Source organism: Streptomyces sp. NPDC044921 (genome assembly GCF_056432865.1).
The window spans coordinates 41890-56242 of record NZ_JBWKIF010000023.1 but is presented as its reverse complement, the minus strand read 5'-3'; the positions used below and the strand labels follow the sequence as shown (position 1 = coordinate 56242).

The following is a 14353-nucleotide window of genomic DNA, read 5'->3' as shown; positions in this document are numbered from 1 at the left end:
GCGTGCCCGCGTCGGGCCGGGCGGACGCGTGCTCGCCACCGGCCCCGGCCCCTCCCGGACCGCCCGAGGCGGCCGTCGACGGGGTCCGCCACGCCCTCGGCCGTGACGCGCCTGCGGCCCGGTGCACGCCGGCTCGTCCTGGTCCGCCTGACCGAGCACGACAACCGCGCCGCGCTCCGCGGTCCGCGCCCTGCGCCCGGGCGGGTGGCTGCTGATCGAGGACGCCGCCCCGGCGCTGCGGCCGCTGACCTGCCCCGACGCCCACGGCCCCGAGCGGAGCGGGCGAACCGGCTCCGCGCCGGCTTCCCGGGAACTGCCTGCGCCGGCGCGGCACCGACCTGTCCTGCGGCGCAGGCTGCCGCGGCCGCTGCGCGAGGCCGGTGTCGCGGACGTCGGGGCCGACGCCTGCTCCCCGGTCACCTCGCCCGCCCGCGCCGTCCGCACGCACAAGCCGCCTCCGTCCGGCGGGTACGGCACCGGCTCGTCGCGGCGGGGCTGCCACGGACGAGGAGATCGACGGGCACCTCGCCGCCATTGAGGCGGGGCGGGGGGGCTGGATCCCGCCACCTCACCGATGATCCCGGCGTGGGGCCGCGAGCCCCTGGACGCCGCCGCCCCGCTCAGCGCGGACGCGGCGGATGCACCGCCCCGCGGGTGGCGGTCAGCGGCGCTCCGGTGCCGCCCCAGCGCAGGGCCACGATCTCGGCGGCGACCGACACGGCCACCTCCTCGGGCGTACGGGCGCCCAGGTCGAGCCCCACCGGTGAGCGCAGCCGTGCCAGCTCCCGCTCGGTCAGCCCGGCCGCGGTCAGTCGCGCCGTCCGCTCGTCGTGGGTCCGGCGGCTGCCCATCGCCCCGATGTACGCGGCGGGCCGGCGCAGCGCCTCCGTCAGCAGCGGCACGTCGAACTTGGGGTCGTGCGTGAGGACGCAGATCACCGTGCGGTCGTCGGTGTCGGTGTCGCGCAGATAGCGGTGCGGCCACTGCGCGACCACCTCGACGTCCTCGGGGAAGCGCCGGGGCGTGGCGAAGGCCGGGCGGGCGTCGCACACGGTGACCCGGTAGCCGAGGAAGCCGCCGATGCGGGCCACGGCCGCCGCGTAGTCGATCGCCCCGAAGACCAGCATCCGTGGCGGCGGGGCGAAGGACTGCAGGAACACGGCGACGGCGTCCTCCCGGCGTTGCCCCTCGGGGCCGTAGTGCCGCAGGCCGGTCGCGCCGAGGGCGAGTTCGCCGCGCGCGTCCGCCGTGACGGCCTCGTCCAGGCCGCTCGCGCCGAGCGTGCCGAGCACCCGGTCCGGCCAGACGGCGAGTGCCGCCCCGCGCCGCGCGGGTCCGTCGGTGACGGTGGCCACGGTCACCGGCTCGCCGGCCGCGACCGAGTCCGCGACCGCGCCGAACGCGGGGTCCAGCCCGGGCGTCACGGCCCGCACCAGCACGGTGATCTCACCGCCGCAGGTCAGCCCGACGGCGAAGGCGTCCTCGTCGCCGTAGCCGAAGGTCTCCAGCACGGCCGCGCCGCTCGCCACGACCTCCTGCGCCAGTTCGGCCACCGCGCCCTCGACGCAGCCCCCCGACACACTGCCCACGACCTCCTCGTCCGGCCCCACCGCCATCGCCGCGCCCGGGTCGCGCGGCGCGCTGCGGCTGACCTCGACCACCGTCGCGAGGCCGAACGGCAGCCCGGCCGCGTACCAGCCGCCGAGCACCGGAAGGACGTCACGCACGAGCCGCTCCTCTCCGTCGCGCACCCGCCGGGTACCCCGGAGGCGGTTAATTCCGTTGTGGCCCGCGGGGCGGGTCTGCTGCACTGCACGGGACAGCGAGGTCACCGAGTCCCGAGGAGAGCCGGATGCGCACCGCGTTCATGTCCCCCCAGTCAGCAACGGCTCCCTCTGTGAAGGACATGACGCTTCGTGCACGTGCTCAACCTCGGGATTCTCGCCCATGTCGACGCCGGTAAGACCAGCCTGACCGAGCGGCTGCTCCATTCGGCCGGGGTGATCGACGAGATCGGCAGCGTCGACGCCGGGAACACCCGCACCGACACCCTCGCGCTGGAGCGGCAGCGCGGCATCACCATCAAGTCCGCGGTCGTCTCGTTCCCGCTCGACGGCGTGACCGTCAACCTGATCGACACCCTCGGTCACCCGGACTTCATCGCCGAGGTGGAACGGGTCCTCGGCGTGCTGGACGGGGCCGTCCTCGTGCTCTCGGCCGTCGAGGGCGTCCAGGCGCAGACCCGGGTGCTGATGCGGACGCTGCAGCGGCTGCGCATCCCGACCCTGCTGTTCGTCAACAAGATCGACCGCGGCGGCGCACGCCATCAGGAGGTGCTGCGCGAGATCGCGGCCCGGCTGACCCCCGCCGTCGTCCCGATGGGGACGGTCACCGGCCTCGGGACCCGCGCGGCCCGCTTCGTCCCCGGGCCCGGTGCCGCGGGCGCCCTCGACGTGCTGACCGAGTACGACGGCGCCCTGCTGTCCGCACACGTCGAAGACCGGGTCACCGACGCCCTCCCGCACCGGTCCCTCGTCGCCCTGACCGGGCGGGCCCTCGTCCACCCGGTCCACTTCGGCTCCGCCGCCACGGGCGCCGGCGTGGCGGAACTCCTCACCGGCATCGGGGAACTGCTGCCGGCGGCGGACGGGGACGCGGACGGGCCGCTCTCCGGCACGGTGTTCAAGATCGAGCGGGGCCCGGCCGGGGAGAAGATCGCCTACGCCCGGATGTTCTCCGGCACCCTGCGCACCCGCGACCGGGTCCCCTTCGGCGCGGACGGCGCCGAGGGCCGGGTCACCGCGATCAGCGTCTTCGGCGACGGCACCGACACCCGCGCGGACGCCGTCACCGCCGGCCGGATCGCCCGGCTCTGGGGGCTGGGCGGCATCAGGACCGGAGACGCCCTCGGCGAACCCCGCAAGGCCGAGGAGCGCTTCTTCGCCCCGCCCACCCTGGAGACGGTCGTCGTCCCCGGCCCGCACACCCACCGGGGAGCGCTCCACCTCGCGCTCACCCAGCTCGCCGAACAGGACCCGCTGATCGGCCTGCGCCACGACGAACGCCGGCAGGAAACCGCCGTCTCCCTCTACGGCGAGGTGCAGAAGGAGGTCGTCCAGGCCACCCTCGCCGACGAGTACGGTCTCGACGTCACCTTCCGCGCGACCACCCCGCTGTGCGTCGAACGGCTCGTGGGCACGGGGCACGCCGTCGAGTTCAACCACAAGGCTCCGAACCCGTTCCTCGCGACGGTCGGGCTGCGCGTCGAGCCCGCGCCGCCCGGCTCGGGCATCGCCTTCGGGCTGGAGGTGGAGCTCGGCTCCATGCCGTACGCCTTCTTCAAGGCCGTGGAGGACACCGTGCGCGAGACCCTCGACCAGGGCCTGCACGGCTGGCCGGTCCCGGACTGCACGGTCACCATGACGCACAGCGGCTACTCGCCCCGGCAGAGCCACGCACACCAGGGGTTCGACAAGAGCATGTCGAGCACCGGCGCCGACTTCCGGGGCGTGACCCCGCTGGTGCTGATCGAGGCGCTGCGGCGGGCCGGGACGCGGGTGCACGAGCCCCTGCACCGCTTCCGCGTCGAGGCCCCGGCCGACACCCTGGGCGCCCTGCTGCCGGTCCTCGCCGCGCTGGGGGCGGTGCCGGAGACGACGGACCAGCGCGACGGCCTCTGCGTGCTGGAGGGCACCGTGCCGACGGCCCGGGTGCACGCCCTCGGACAGCGGCTGCCGGGCCTGACCCGGGGCGAGGGCGAGCTGGAGAGTTCCTTCGCCCACTACGCCCCGGTCACCCACGGCACCGTCCCCGAGCGTCCGCGCACCGACCACAACCCCCTGAACAGGAAGGAGTATCTGCTCAACGTGACGCGGAGGGCCGGCGATCGAAGTGTGCACCTCCCGCACACGTGAACTTACTCGGGAGTCAGAGGTGTTGACGGTGTCCTGATATCACCGGACTGTAGTGGACATGCCGACTATCCGAGCGCGTCTCCTGGTCGTCCTGGCCATCCTGTTCGGCTCGATGTCGGTGGCGGGCGTCCCGCCCGCCACCGCCGCGCCCCCGTCCGGCTCCCTCTGGTTCGACGATCCCACCGTCACCGTGCGCGACGGCCGTTTCACCGACGTCCACGGCCGCGAGGTCGTGCTGCGCGGCTACAACGTCTCCGGCGAGACCAAACTCGCCGAGAACAAGGGCCTGCCCTTCGCCTCGGTCGCCGACGCCCGGAAGTCGGCGACCGCGCTGCGCGCCCTCGGAGGCGGCAACACCGTGCGTTTCCTGCTCTCCTGGGCGTACGCCGAGCCCGAGCGCGGCCGGGTCGACACCGGCTACCTGGCCGCGGCCACCGAGCAGATGAAGGCCTTCCTCGACGCGGGGATCCGCGTCTACCCGGACTTCCACCAGGACCTCTACTCCCGCCACCTGTTCGACGCCGACAGCTGGTACACCGGTGACGGGGCCCCCGAGTGGGCGGTGGACGTCGGGAACTACCCCGACGAGTCCTGCGGCATCTGCCTCTTCTGGGGGCAGAACATCACCCAGAACGAGGCCGTGAAACGGGCCGCGTACGACTTCTGGCACAACGCGCACGGCGTGCAGGACGCCTTCCTCGCCACCGCCGAGAAGACCATGGCGTACGTCCGGCAGCATCTGAGCGCCGACCAGTTCAAGGGCGTCGCCGGCTTCGACCCCTACAACGAGCCGCACGCCGGCGTCCTCGACCCCGGGCAGTCCAGCCGTGCCTGGGAGAGGGATGTGCTGTGGCCGTTCTACGAGAGGTTCCGGGCCCGCATGGACGCCGCCGGCTGGCGCGCCAAGCCCGCCTTCGTCGAGCCGAACCTCTTCTGGAACGCCAACCTCGACTTCCAGCGGCAGGAGGGCGGCCTGCTGGACGCCGGCCCGCTCGGCCCGCGCTACGTCTTCAACACCCACTTCTACGACCAGAAGGCCATCTCCGGCGTCTTCATGTGGGGCAAGGCGGCCGACGGCCAGTACGCGGGCGACTTCCGCACGGTCCGCGACCGGGCCGCCGCCGCGCGGACGGCCGCCGTGGTCAGCGAGTTCGGGCACCCGCTGGCCGGCACCGTCGCCGACAAGGCGCCGACCGTCCTCAAGGCGATGTACCAGGCCCTCGACTCGCGGGTGAGGGGCGGGGCGTGGTGGTCCGACCCGGTGGCCTCGGGACCCGTGCTCTCCGGCTCGCAGTGGCAGTGGGACATCTACAACGGCCGCCACCACGAGCTGATGAACGGCAACCCCGGCAAGGTCCTCACCGAAGGCGACGCGTGGAACGACGAGGACCTGTCCGCCGTACGCCTCGACGACACGGGCACGCCGGTGCTGCGCCAGGACGCCCGGCTGCTGGACCGCCTCTACCCGAGCGCCACGGCCGGCACGACCGTCGGCTTCACCTACGAGGACCGCTCCCGGGACGGTTCGGCGACCCTGACCTGGAACCCGGTGCCCGGTTCCCTGCCCCACGTGCAACGCCTCGTCGGGTCGGGCCAGTACGGGCTGCTGCTGTGGCGGTCGAACGGCGGCCCGGCGCCCACCGAGCTGCACCTGCCGGCGCGTTTCCCGGCCGCGTCCACCACGGTCGTCTCCGACCTGGGCACCGTGTACGCCCCGCCGGCCTACACCGCGACGACCCCGGTCGGGGTGGCCGAGGAGCCGGGCGGCACGGGAAGCCGCCGCCTGCTGCTCACCGCGCCGGACTCCGGGGTCCTGCACTACGCGCTGGTGACCAACGGGGCGACGGCTCCCCCGGCGGACCTGCTGGCCGCAGCCCGCGCGGAACTGGCGGCCTGGGCGGCGAAGGAGGTCAGCCGGCGGACGGGCTAGTCCAGTCGGCCGCCACCCGGCCGAGCCGGACGCGCTGGGGGTGGTCACCGACCGGTACGGACACGACCTTCTTCCCGGTGGCGAAGTCGATGGCCGTGACCTGGTCGGTGCCGCTCTCGGAGACCACGCAGGACCTGCCGTCACCGCTGACCGTGGCCCAGTAGGGCTTGGAGGCGGTGACGAGCGGGCCCTCCTGGAGGGTGGCGCGGTCGACCACCGTGGCGTAGTCGTCCATGGTCCCGGCCACGCACAGCTTCCTGCCGTCGGGGCTCATGGAGAGGCCGTGGTGGCGCGAGTCGTTGACGAAGGTGGTGCGGTCGTCGCTGGTCGCCGGGTTCTTCGGCAGGGTCTTCGTGCGCGTGATCCTGTCGGTGGCCAGGTCGTACTCGAAGAAGCCGTGGAAGAACGACACCTGGAAGTACAGCTTCGACTCGTCCGGGGAGAACACGGCCGGGCGGACCGCGTCGGAGAAGTCCTTCAGGCCGATCGCGTCCAGGCGCGCTCGCATGTCGATGACCTTGACCTGCTGGTACGTGGTCGCGTCGATGACGGTGATGCGGCGGTCGCCCTTCGTCCAGTCCAGCCAGGGTGCGTCGGTCTGCGTGTTCACCTCCCCGATCGACATGTTGTAGAGGTACTTGCCGTCCTTGGTGAAGATGTTCTCGTGCGGCTTGTCGCCGGTGGCGGCCTTGCCGAGCTGCTTTCCGGTGTCGATGTCCAGGACGTGCACGGCGTTGCCGGTCGAGGCCGACACCGCGACCCGCTCGCCGTCGGGGGAGACGGCCATGTGGTCGGCGCGGAAACCGGACACCGGGAAGCGCCAGTTGATCCGCCCGGAGGCGAGGTCGATCGAGACGACGTCGGCGAAGCTGGGCCGCGAGACGACCACCGACCTGCCGTCCGGCGTGGAGTACATGTCGTCCACGAACTGGTCGTGGCCCTCGCCGACGCTGTTGCGGATCGTCATGAAGGCGATCCATCTGATCGGGTCGGCGTTGATCTCCGCCATCCGCTGGTCCTTGTCGGGGATGACGTTGATGCGGCCGATCCTCGCGAAGTCGCCGGTGGACCGGATGACATCGGCGGTGCCGTCCCAGTTGTTGCCCACGAACAGCACCTCGCGCAGCGCGGCGGGGGAACCCGGCTCCGCCGCGGTGGCGGTCACGGGCAGGGCGGTGGCCAGGGCGAGGGCGGCGGTCAGGGAGCACAGGTGCCGTCGTCGGAAGACGGACATGGCTGATCCCTCCTCGGGGTGGGGTGAGGAATCTGAACACACGTGCTTTCAGAGTCAACTTACTGCAAAGTAAGGAAGGGGCCGCCTGCTCCACAAGACCGCGTGCACGACAAAATCGGTGCGCGGACGAGGAACGTGCGCGCGAGGAAGGGAGAGCCGGTGCCGGGCAGACTCAGAGCGCCGACCGGCCGCTACGGCGGCAAGACCGCCGAGGAGCGGCAGGCCGAGCGGCGCCGGCGGTTCCTGGACGCCGCGCTCGACCTGTTCGGCCGTGCGCCCGGTTTCCGCGCCACCACCGTCGCGGCCCTCAGTGAGGCCGCCGGTCTGTCGACCCGTCAGTTCTACGAGGAGTTCCGCACCCTGGAGGACGTGCTCGCCGCCCTGCACCTGGAGGTCAACGGCTGGGCCGAGGCGGCGGTGCTGGAGGCGGCCGCCGGGGCGGCGGACCTGCCGCTGGTCGAGCGCGCCACCGCGATCTTCCGCGCCTACGCCGGGAACCTCGCCGCCGATCCGCGGCGGATCCGCATCACCTTCGTCGAGATCATCGGCGTCAGCGCCCGCCTGGAGGAACAGCGGCTCGCCCGCCGCGCCGGCTGGGTCGACCTCATCTGCGCCGAGGCCGGGGCGGCCGCCGCGCGCGGGGAGGCCGCCCCGCGTGACTACCGCCTCGCGGCGACCGGCTTCATCGGCAGCGTCAACGGCCTGCTCCACGACTGGAGCGCCGGCTGGGTGGATGCGACCCTGGACGAGGTCGTCGACGAACTGGTGCGCCAGCTGCTCGGCATCCTGCGCCCTCCGGGATGGGACCCGCGCGGCTGAGTCAGACCCGGGCGGGTCCGCGCCCGCCCGCCCGCGCTCCGGGGAAGGCCCGCCGGTAGTCGCCGGGCGACACCCCGAGGTGCTTGAGGAAGTGGTGGCGCAGGTTGTTGGCCGTGCCGAGTCCGCTGAGCTCGCCGATCCTCTCGATGGGCAGATCCGTCGACTCCAGCAGGGACCGCGCGCGCCCGAGCCGCTGGTCCAGGAGCCATTGCAGCGGCGTCGTGCCGGTGGCCGCCTGGAGGCGCCGGTAGAACGTGCGCGGGCTCATCGCGGCCCGGCGCGCCAGGTCCGCGACGGTCAGCGGCCGGTCCAGGTGGGCCCGTGCCCACGCGAGGACGGGGGCCAGCCCCTCGTCGTCCCGGGCAGGCACGGACAGCTCGATGAACTGCGCCTGCCCGCCCGGCCGGTGGGCGGGCACCACCATGCGGCGCGCCAGCTGGTTGGCGACGTGCGCGCCGAGGTCGCGCCGCACCAGGTGCAGGCACAGGTCGAGCCCGGCGGTCAGCCCGGCGCTGGTGAGCACGTCACCCTCGTCCACGTACAGCACCGACGCGTCGACCTCCACCTTCGGGTAGCGCTCGGCCAGTTGGGCGGTGTGCATCCAGTGGGCCGTCGCGCGCCGCCCGTCCAGCAGCCCCGCCTCGGCGAGCGCGAAGGCACCGGTGCACAGGGACACCATCCGCGCGCCCGCGCCATGGGCCCGGCGCAGCGCGTCGATCAGCTCCGGCGGCAGCGGCCTGCCCTCCTCGACGCACGGATCGGGCACCGACGGCACGACGACCGTGTCGGCGCCGACCAGGTCGTCAAGACCGTAGGGGGTGCGCAGACTCAGCCCGGCACCGTTCGCCTCCCCGTCACCGCCCCCGACCCGGCACAGCTTCAGCTCGTACCAGGGATCGGCGAGATCGGGCTGCGGCTTGCCGAACACGGTGCAGGGGATGCTCAGTTCGTACAGATCCCACGAGGGGACCCCGATGTCCTCGGTGACCACCACGGCAACGGAACCGGCACTCATGCCCCGAAGCTTATGGCAGGAATTTGGTGGAGGCCGTCACCGCTGTCACTGTCCCCGACCCCCGCGCCCTGCGAGCGTGTTCGTACGTGATCACGGCAGTCACGAACACCCTTCCAAGAGCGAGGAGTTGCGACATGACCGCACCACAGCAGGCCGTCACCGTCCTCGGCCTGGGCCAGATGGGCTCGGCCCTGGCCGCCGCGCTGCTGGACCGGGGACACCCGACCACGGTCTGGAACCGGTCTCCGGACAAGGCCGCGCCCCTCGTCGAGCGCGGTGCCCGCGCGGCCGCGACACCCCGGGAGGCGATCGCCGCCTCACCGCTGGTCATCGCCTGCGTCCTCGACTACGAGGCACTGCACACGGTCCTCGACCCGGTCGCGGAGACGCTCAGGGGCAGGACCCTGGTCAACCTCACCTCCGGCTCCCCCGAGCAGGCCCAACAGGCCGTCGCGTGGGCGCACTCCCTCGGCGCCGAATACCTTGACGGCGCCATCATGACCACGCCCCCCGGCGTGGGCGACCCCGCCATGATGTTCCTCTACAGCGGCTCCGAGCAGGTCCTGGAGACCCACCGCTCCACCCTCGCGGCCCTCGGCGACCCCCTGTACCTCGGCGCCGACCCGGGCCTCGCCTCCCTCTACGACGCCGCCCTGCTCGGCCTGATGTGGTCCACCCTGACCGGCTGGCTGCACGGCACGGCCCTGACCGGCGCCGAGGGGACACCGGCCGCCGCGTTCACCCCCGTCGCCGTCCGCTGGCTGACTGCCGTGGCGGGCTTCCTCACCCGGTACGCGCCCCAGGTGGACGCTGGCCGCTACCCGGGCGACGACGCCACCGTCGACGTGCAGATCGCGGCCATCGACCACCTGATCCACGCGGCGGAGGCCCGGGGCGTCGACAACGCCCTCCCCGAACTGCTGAAGACCATGATGGAGAAGGCGAGCGCCGCGGGCCACGGCCAGGACAGCTACGCCGCCCTCATCGAGGTGCTGCGCCCTGCACGCCCGGACCGAGCGGGCTGGGCGGTCTCGTCCGGCAAGCCGGCCGGGGTCCCCCGGTCCGCCCCGTGACCTCGGCGACTGCCGCCTAGACCGACGCCAGCACCACGAAGTCCACCGCCACGACCAGTGCGAGCACGAGCAGCAGGCCGGCCAGCAGCCGGGTGCGCAGCGTCCGGTACACCGCCTCGTACTCGCCCCGCAGCTCCTCCCCGCGGCGAGCCGTCCGCTCCCAGGAGGCCCGGGCCAGGGCGAGGTGCTCCGCCGCGAACCGCCGTTCCAGTTCCGCCCGTTCCGCCGCCGGCAGCCACTCCGGCCCGGCGGCGAAACGGGCGGCGGCGGCGCGGGCCTCCGCACGTGCCGCGGCGAGGAGCAGATGACCCTCGACCTCGTTGTGGAACGCCCGCGGATCCACGCCGGGTCCGTCCGTCGCGGTCATCGCGGCGTCGGCTCCCGCTCCGGCGCCGCGACGGGCGCGTGGTGCAGGTCGAACGCCGGGGACTCGCTGCGGATCCGCGGCAGGACGACGAAGTTGTGGCGGGGCGGCGGGCAGGAGGTGGCCCACTCCAGGGAGCGGCCGTAGCCCCACGGGTCGTCGGCCGTGACCCGTTGGCCGTACTTGGCTGTCTTCCAGACGTTGTAGAAGAACGGCAGCATCGACATGCCGAGCAGGAACGAGAAGACGCTCGACAGCGTGTTGAGCGTCGTGAGTCCCTCCGCTGCCAGGTAGTCGGAGATCCGTCGCTGCATGCCCTCGGCGCCCAGCCAGTGCTGCACCAGGAACGTGCCGTGGAAGCCGGTGAACAGCGTCCAGAACGTGATCTTGCCGAGGCGCTCGTCCAGCATCTTCCCGGTGAACTTCGGCCACCAGAAGTGGAAGCCGGAGAACATCGCGAAGACCACGGTGCCGAAGATCACGTAATGGAAGTGCGCGACCACGAAGTACGAGTCGGAGACGTGGAAGTCGAGGGGTGGCGAGGCCAGCAGCCCCCCCCGTCAGCCCGCCGAAGACGAACGTGATCAGGAAGCCGGTGGCCCAGAGCATCGGCGTCTCGAAGGACAGCGAGCCCTTCCACATGGTGCCGATCCAGTTGAAGAACTTCACACCGGTCGGGACCGCGATCAGGAACGTCATGAAGGAGAAGAACGGCAGCAGCACACCGCCGGTGACGTACATGTGGTGCGCCCACACCGTCACGGACAGGCCCGCGATGGCGATGGTCGCGCCGATCAGGCCCGTGTAGCCGAACATCGGCTTGCGGGAGAAGACCGGGATGACCTCACTGATGATGCCGAAGAACGGCAGCGCGATGATGTACACCTCGGGGTGGCCGAAGAACCAGAACAGGTGCTTCCGCCACATGCTCATCATGGACCCGGCCACCGGCGCCGTCCTCGGCCTGGAGACCACCCTCACGGCGCCCGACCCCATGTACGGCGTCGCCAAGGGCGCCGTCATGTCGTACAGCGCCTGGATGCGCTGATCACGTGCAACCGGGAGGACGTGACGGACGCGGCGCCCTCGCCCACCGGCACCCGGCCGGACAGGGCACCGCGTCCGTCCGCCCGGTGAGAGCCCCCGGCGCGCCCGCGACATGATCCGCTCACGGGCCGGTGTGCCGCTCGGCCCCCGGCGCACGGCATCGACTTCGCGGGGAGGCCCCTCCCCGCTGGTGCTAAATCGCAGCGCCGGTCACGGTCCGGATCACCCCGACCAAGCCCGGCCGGGCGTCTCCTACTCGTCCCAGGCCTGCACCAGGGTCTGCTCGGTGATCTTGCCGTCCCGCAGCGACAGCATGGACTCCGACAGGACGCGCACACCGTCCGCGTACTCGCAGCTCTCGCTGTAGGCGGCCTCGTCGCCCTCGATCACGCAGCGCTCCAGCTTGTGCGACATGTCGCGGCTGTAGACGTCCTCCAGCATCCGGCCGATCTCGTCCCGGCCGTGCAGGACCTTGGGATGACTGGGCTGGGTCGTGCGGTCCACGATCCGCAGCTCGGCGTCGTCGGCGTACAGGGAGAGCAGGATGTCCGGGTTCTCGCCCTCCAGGCCACGGCGGAGTGTCTCCTTGTCGAAGGCGGGGTCTGCGGCGGTTCCCATGGTGACCTCCTTCGAAGGGTCTCTCCTCCCGAGCCTCCACCCGCCCGGCGGCCCCGGCAAGCGCTGGACGCTGGGCCTGACGGGTGAGCGCGGCGGCCCGCCCGTGTCCGCCGGGGACCCGGACGCGTTGGCCCCATACTTGATCTCAACACGACGTATCGTCACCGCCGTTGGTCTCGCCGCTGGGGTCACCGGCCTCGCCGCACCGATGGCGCACGCGGCCGACGCCGAGGCGAAGAGCCCGCTCAGCCCGATGACCACGCTGGACTCGCTGACCGTGAGCGATCTGCCCGCCGAGTACAAGGACGAGATCCCGCGGCCCTCCACGCAGCTGGAGGGCCTCAAGCGCCTGAAGGACCTCAACCAGCTGAACCAGGTCACGGGCATGGTCTCCCCGGTCTTCGGCCTCGTCCCGAACGTGCGCTGACGGCCGCGTCCGTGTGAGGGCCGCCCGGATCCGGGCGGCCCTCACACGTGCCGGGGCTCAGTCCGCTGCGGCCAGGAACTGCGTCGCCGCCAGCTCCGCGTAGAGCGGGTCGGCCGTCACCAGCTCCCGGTGCGTGCCCACGGCCCTGACCCGGCCCGCGTCCATCACCACGATCCGGTCGGCCATCGTCACGGTGGACAGCCGGTGCGCGACCACCAGGACCGTCGTCGTCCGGGCCACGTCCGCGACGGTGTCGCGCAGCGCCGCCTCGTTCACCGCGTCCAGCTGCGAGGTCGCCTCGTCGAGCAGCAGCAGCCGGGGCCGCCGCAGCAGGGCCCGGGCGATGGCGACGCGCTGCCGCTCACCGCCCGACAGCTTGGTGCCGCGATGCCCGACGAGCGTGTCGAGCCCGTCCGGCAGCCGGGCGACCAGTCCGTCGAGACGGGTCGTCTTCAGCACCCGGGCGAGGGCGTCCTCGCCCGCGTCCGGCCGGCCCAGCAGCAGGTTGTCCCGCAGGGATCCCGACAGGACCGGCGCGTCCTGCTCCACGTAGCCGATCGCGGCGCGCAGCCGGGGCAGCTCCCACTCGGCGAGGTCCCGGCCGTCGAGCGTGATCACCCCGGATTCGGGCTCGTAGAACCGCTCGATGAGCGAGAACACGGTGGTCTTGCCCGCGCCGGAGGGGCCCACGAACGCCGTCATGCCCTGGGCGGGGACGGCGAACGTCACGCCGTGGTGGACGGGCGGCAGATCCTCGGCGTAGCGGAAGCGCACGTCGTCGAAGGCGACGGCGGCGGGCACGGCGTCGGGGGAGGGCAGCGGCGCAGGCCCGGCCGCCGGCTCTGCGGGCAACCGCAGCGCCTCCTGGATGCGGGTGAGGGCCGCGGCGCCCGTCTGGTACTGCGTGACGGCGCCGACGACCTGCTGTATCGGCGACATCAGGTAGAACACGTACAGCAGGAACGCCACCAGGGTGCCCACGTCGACGGCGCCGGTCGCCACGCGCGCGCCGCCCACCGCGAGCACGGTGATGAAGGCGATCTGCAGGGCGAGCCCGGCCGTGTTGCCCGCGGCCGCCGACCACTTGGCGGCCCGCACGCTCTGCCGCCACGACTCCTGCGCCGCCACGTGCAGCGTGATCTCCTCGCGGTGCTCGGCGCCGGAGGCCTTCACCGTGCGCAGCGCGCCGAGGATCCGCTCCAGCGAGGCGCCCATGGCGCCCACCGCGTCCTGCGCCCGCCGGCTCGCCCGGTTGATGCGCGGCACGATCACGCCGAGGACGACGCCCGCACCCAGGAGCACCGCCACGGTGACGCCCAGCAGCACGGCGTCCACCAGGCCCATCACCACCACGGTCGCGACGAGTGTCAGCCCGCCCGTGCCCAGGCCCACCAGGGAGTCGGTGGTGACCGCGCGCAGCAGGGTGGTGTCGGAGGTGACGCGGGCCATGAGGTCACCGGGCTCGGTGCGGTCCACGGCCGGGATCCGCAGCCGCAGCAGATACGACGACAGGGCACGCCGCGCGCCGAGCACCACCGACTCGGCGGTCCGCTGCAGCACGTACGAACCCAGCGCGCCCACCGCCGCGTTGGCCACCACCAGGCCGGACATGGCCAGCAGCGCGCCGGTGATGGCCCGCTCGTGCGCCAGGTCGTCGATCAGGCCACGCGCCACCAGCGGCAGCAGCAGGCCGGTCGCCCCGGTGACCAGCGACAGCACGGCACCGACCACGAGGGCACGGCGGTGCGGCCGTACGTAGCCGAGGAGCAGCCGCCAGGGGGGCGGGCCGGCGTCGGTCTCTGCGATGCTCACGTCGCTCCTTCGGCGTCGGGCGGGAGCGTTCAGGCTACGTCGGTGCCGGGCCGCGCGGCCCGCTCTTTCCACGCAGGGACAGGTGGCGGATCCGCGCCCC

At 72.9% G+C, this 14353-nt stretch carries 12 protein-coding genes and 1 pseudogene; 6 read left to right on the top strand and 7 right to left on the bottom strand.

Going from position 1 to position 14353, the window contains the following annotated elements:
- Positions 1–620: 620 nt before the first annotated feature.
- The gene (locus AC07DA_RS29675; protein ID WP_479131304.1) at positions 621–1727 is read right to left on the bottom strand and encodes an XdhC family protein; all 1107 of its coding nucleotides are present in this window, start codon (positions 1725–1727) and stop codon (positions 621–623) included.
- A 189-nt stretch (positions 1728–1916) separates the two neighbouring features.
- Here AC07DA_RS29675 and AC07DA_RS29670 point away from each other — a divergent pair, with 189 nt between their 5' ends.
- Together AC07DA_RS29670 and AC07DA_RS29665 are read left to right on the top strand one after the other, a co-directional pair.
- A complete protein-coding gene (locus tag AC07DA_RS29670; protein ID WP_479131303.1) occupies positions 1917–3914 on the top strand; it encodes a GTP-binding protein in 1998 nt (665 codons plus the stop codon).
- 58 nt (positions 3915–3972) lie between these two features.
- Positions 3973–5844, top strand: a complete 1872-nt coding sequence (locus tag AC07DA_RS29665) for an endoglycosylceramidase (protein WP_479131302.1) — start codon at positions 3973–3975, stop codon at positions 5842–5844.
- Here AC07DA_RS29665 and AC07DA_RS29660 read toward each other — a convergent pair.
- The gene (locus AC07DA_RS29660; protein WP_479131301.1) at positions 5825–7078 is read right to left on the bottom strand and encodes a YncE family protein; all 1254 of its coding nucleotides are present in this window, start codon (positions 7076–7078) and stop codon (positions 5825–5827) included. The genes AC07DA_RS29665 and AC07DA_RS29660 overlap by 20 nt on opposite strands.
- Before the next feature lie 159 nt (positions 7079–7237).
- Between AC07DA_RS29660 and AC07DA_RS29655 the strand changes: the two genes are divergently transcribed.
- Positions 7238–7897, top strand: a complete 660-nt coding sequence (locus AC07DA_RS29655; RefSeq protein ID WP_479131299.1) for a TetR/AcrR family transcriptional regulator — start codon at positions 7238–7240, stop codon at positions 7895–7897.
- A 1-nt stretch (position 7898) separates the two neighbouring features.
- On the opposite strand, the gene AC07DA_RS29650 is transcribed toward AC07DA_RS29655, so the two are convergent.
- On the bottom strand, positions 7899–8891 hold the full coding sequence (locus tag AC07DA_RS29650) for a GlxA family transcriptional regulator (RefSeq protein ID WP_479131374.1): 993 nt from the start codon (positions 8889–8891) through the stop codon (positions 7899–7901).
- A gap of 155 nt (positions 8892–9046) precedes the next feature.
- Here AC07DA_RS29650 and AC07DA_RS29645 point away from each other — a divergent pair, with 155 nt between their 5' ends.
- Complete coding sequence (locus AC07DA_RS29645) at positions 9047–9985, top strand: NAD(P)-dependent oxidoreductase (RefSeq protein WP_479131297.1); 939 nt, start codon at positions 9047–9049, stop codon at positions 9983–9985.
- Positions 9986–10001: 16 nt separating this feature from the next.
- Here the strand turns inward: AC07DA_RS29645 and AC07DA_RS29640 are convergent, their stop codons facing one another.
- Together AC07DA_RS29640 and AC07DA_RS29635 are read right to left on the bottom strand one after the other, a co-directional pair.
- Complete coding sequence (locus tag AC07DA_RS29640) at positions 10002–10352, bottom strand: hypothetical protein (RefSeq protein WP_479131295.1); 351 nt, start codon at positions 10350–10352, stop codon at positions 10002–10004.
- Positions 10349–11267, bottom strand: a pseudogene (locus AC07DA_RS29635) (cytochrome c oxidase subunit I); the annotation flags it as partial. The gene AC07DA_RS29640 and the pseudogene AC07DA_RS29635, both read right to left, overlap by 4 nt.
- On the opposite strand from AC07DA_RS29635, the gene AC07DA_RS29630 reads away from it, so the two are divergent.
- On the top strand, positions 11188–11397 hold the full coding sequence (locus AC07DA_RS29630) for a hypothetical protein (RefSeq protein WP_479131377.1): 210 nt from the start codon (positions 11188–11190) through the stop codon (positions 11395–11397). The pseudogene AC07DA_RS29635 and the gene AC07DA_RS29630 sit on opposite strands and share 80 nt — an antisense overlap.
- Positions 11398–11648: 251 nt before the next feature.
- On the opposite strand, the gene AC07DA_RS29625 is transcribed toward AC07DA_RS29630, so the two are convergent.
- Positions 11649–12014: a nuclear transport factor 2 family protein gene (locus AC07DA_RS29625; protein WP_479131294.1), complete on the bottom strand. Its 366-nt coding sequence runs from the start codon at positions 12012–12014 to the stop codon at positions 11649–11651.
- Positions 12015–12153: 139 nt separating this feature from the next.
- Between AC07DA_RS29625 and AC07DA_RS29620 the strand changes: the two genes are divergently transcribed.
- The gene (locus AC07DA_RS29620) at positions 12154–12441 is read left to right on the top strand and encodes a hypothetical protein (protein ID WP_479131293.1); all 288 of its coding nucleotides are present in this window, start codon (positions 12154–12156) and stop codon (positions 12439–12441) included.
- Positions 12442–12498: 57 nt separating this feature from the next.
- Here the strand turns inward: AC07DA_RS29620 and AC07DA_RS29615 are convergent, their stop codons facing one another.
- Positions 12499–14253 (bottom strand): ABC transporter ATP-binding protein, encoded by a 1755-nt coding sequence (locus AC07DA_RS29615; protein WP_479131292.1) that lies wholly within the window; start codon positions 14251–14253, stop codon positions 12499–12501.
- Positions 14254–14353 lie beyond the last annotated feature (100 nt).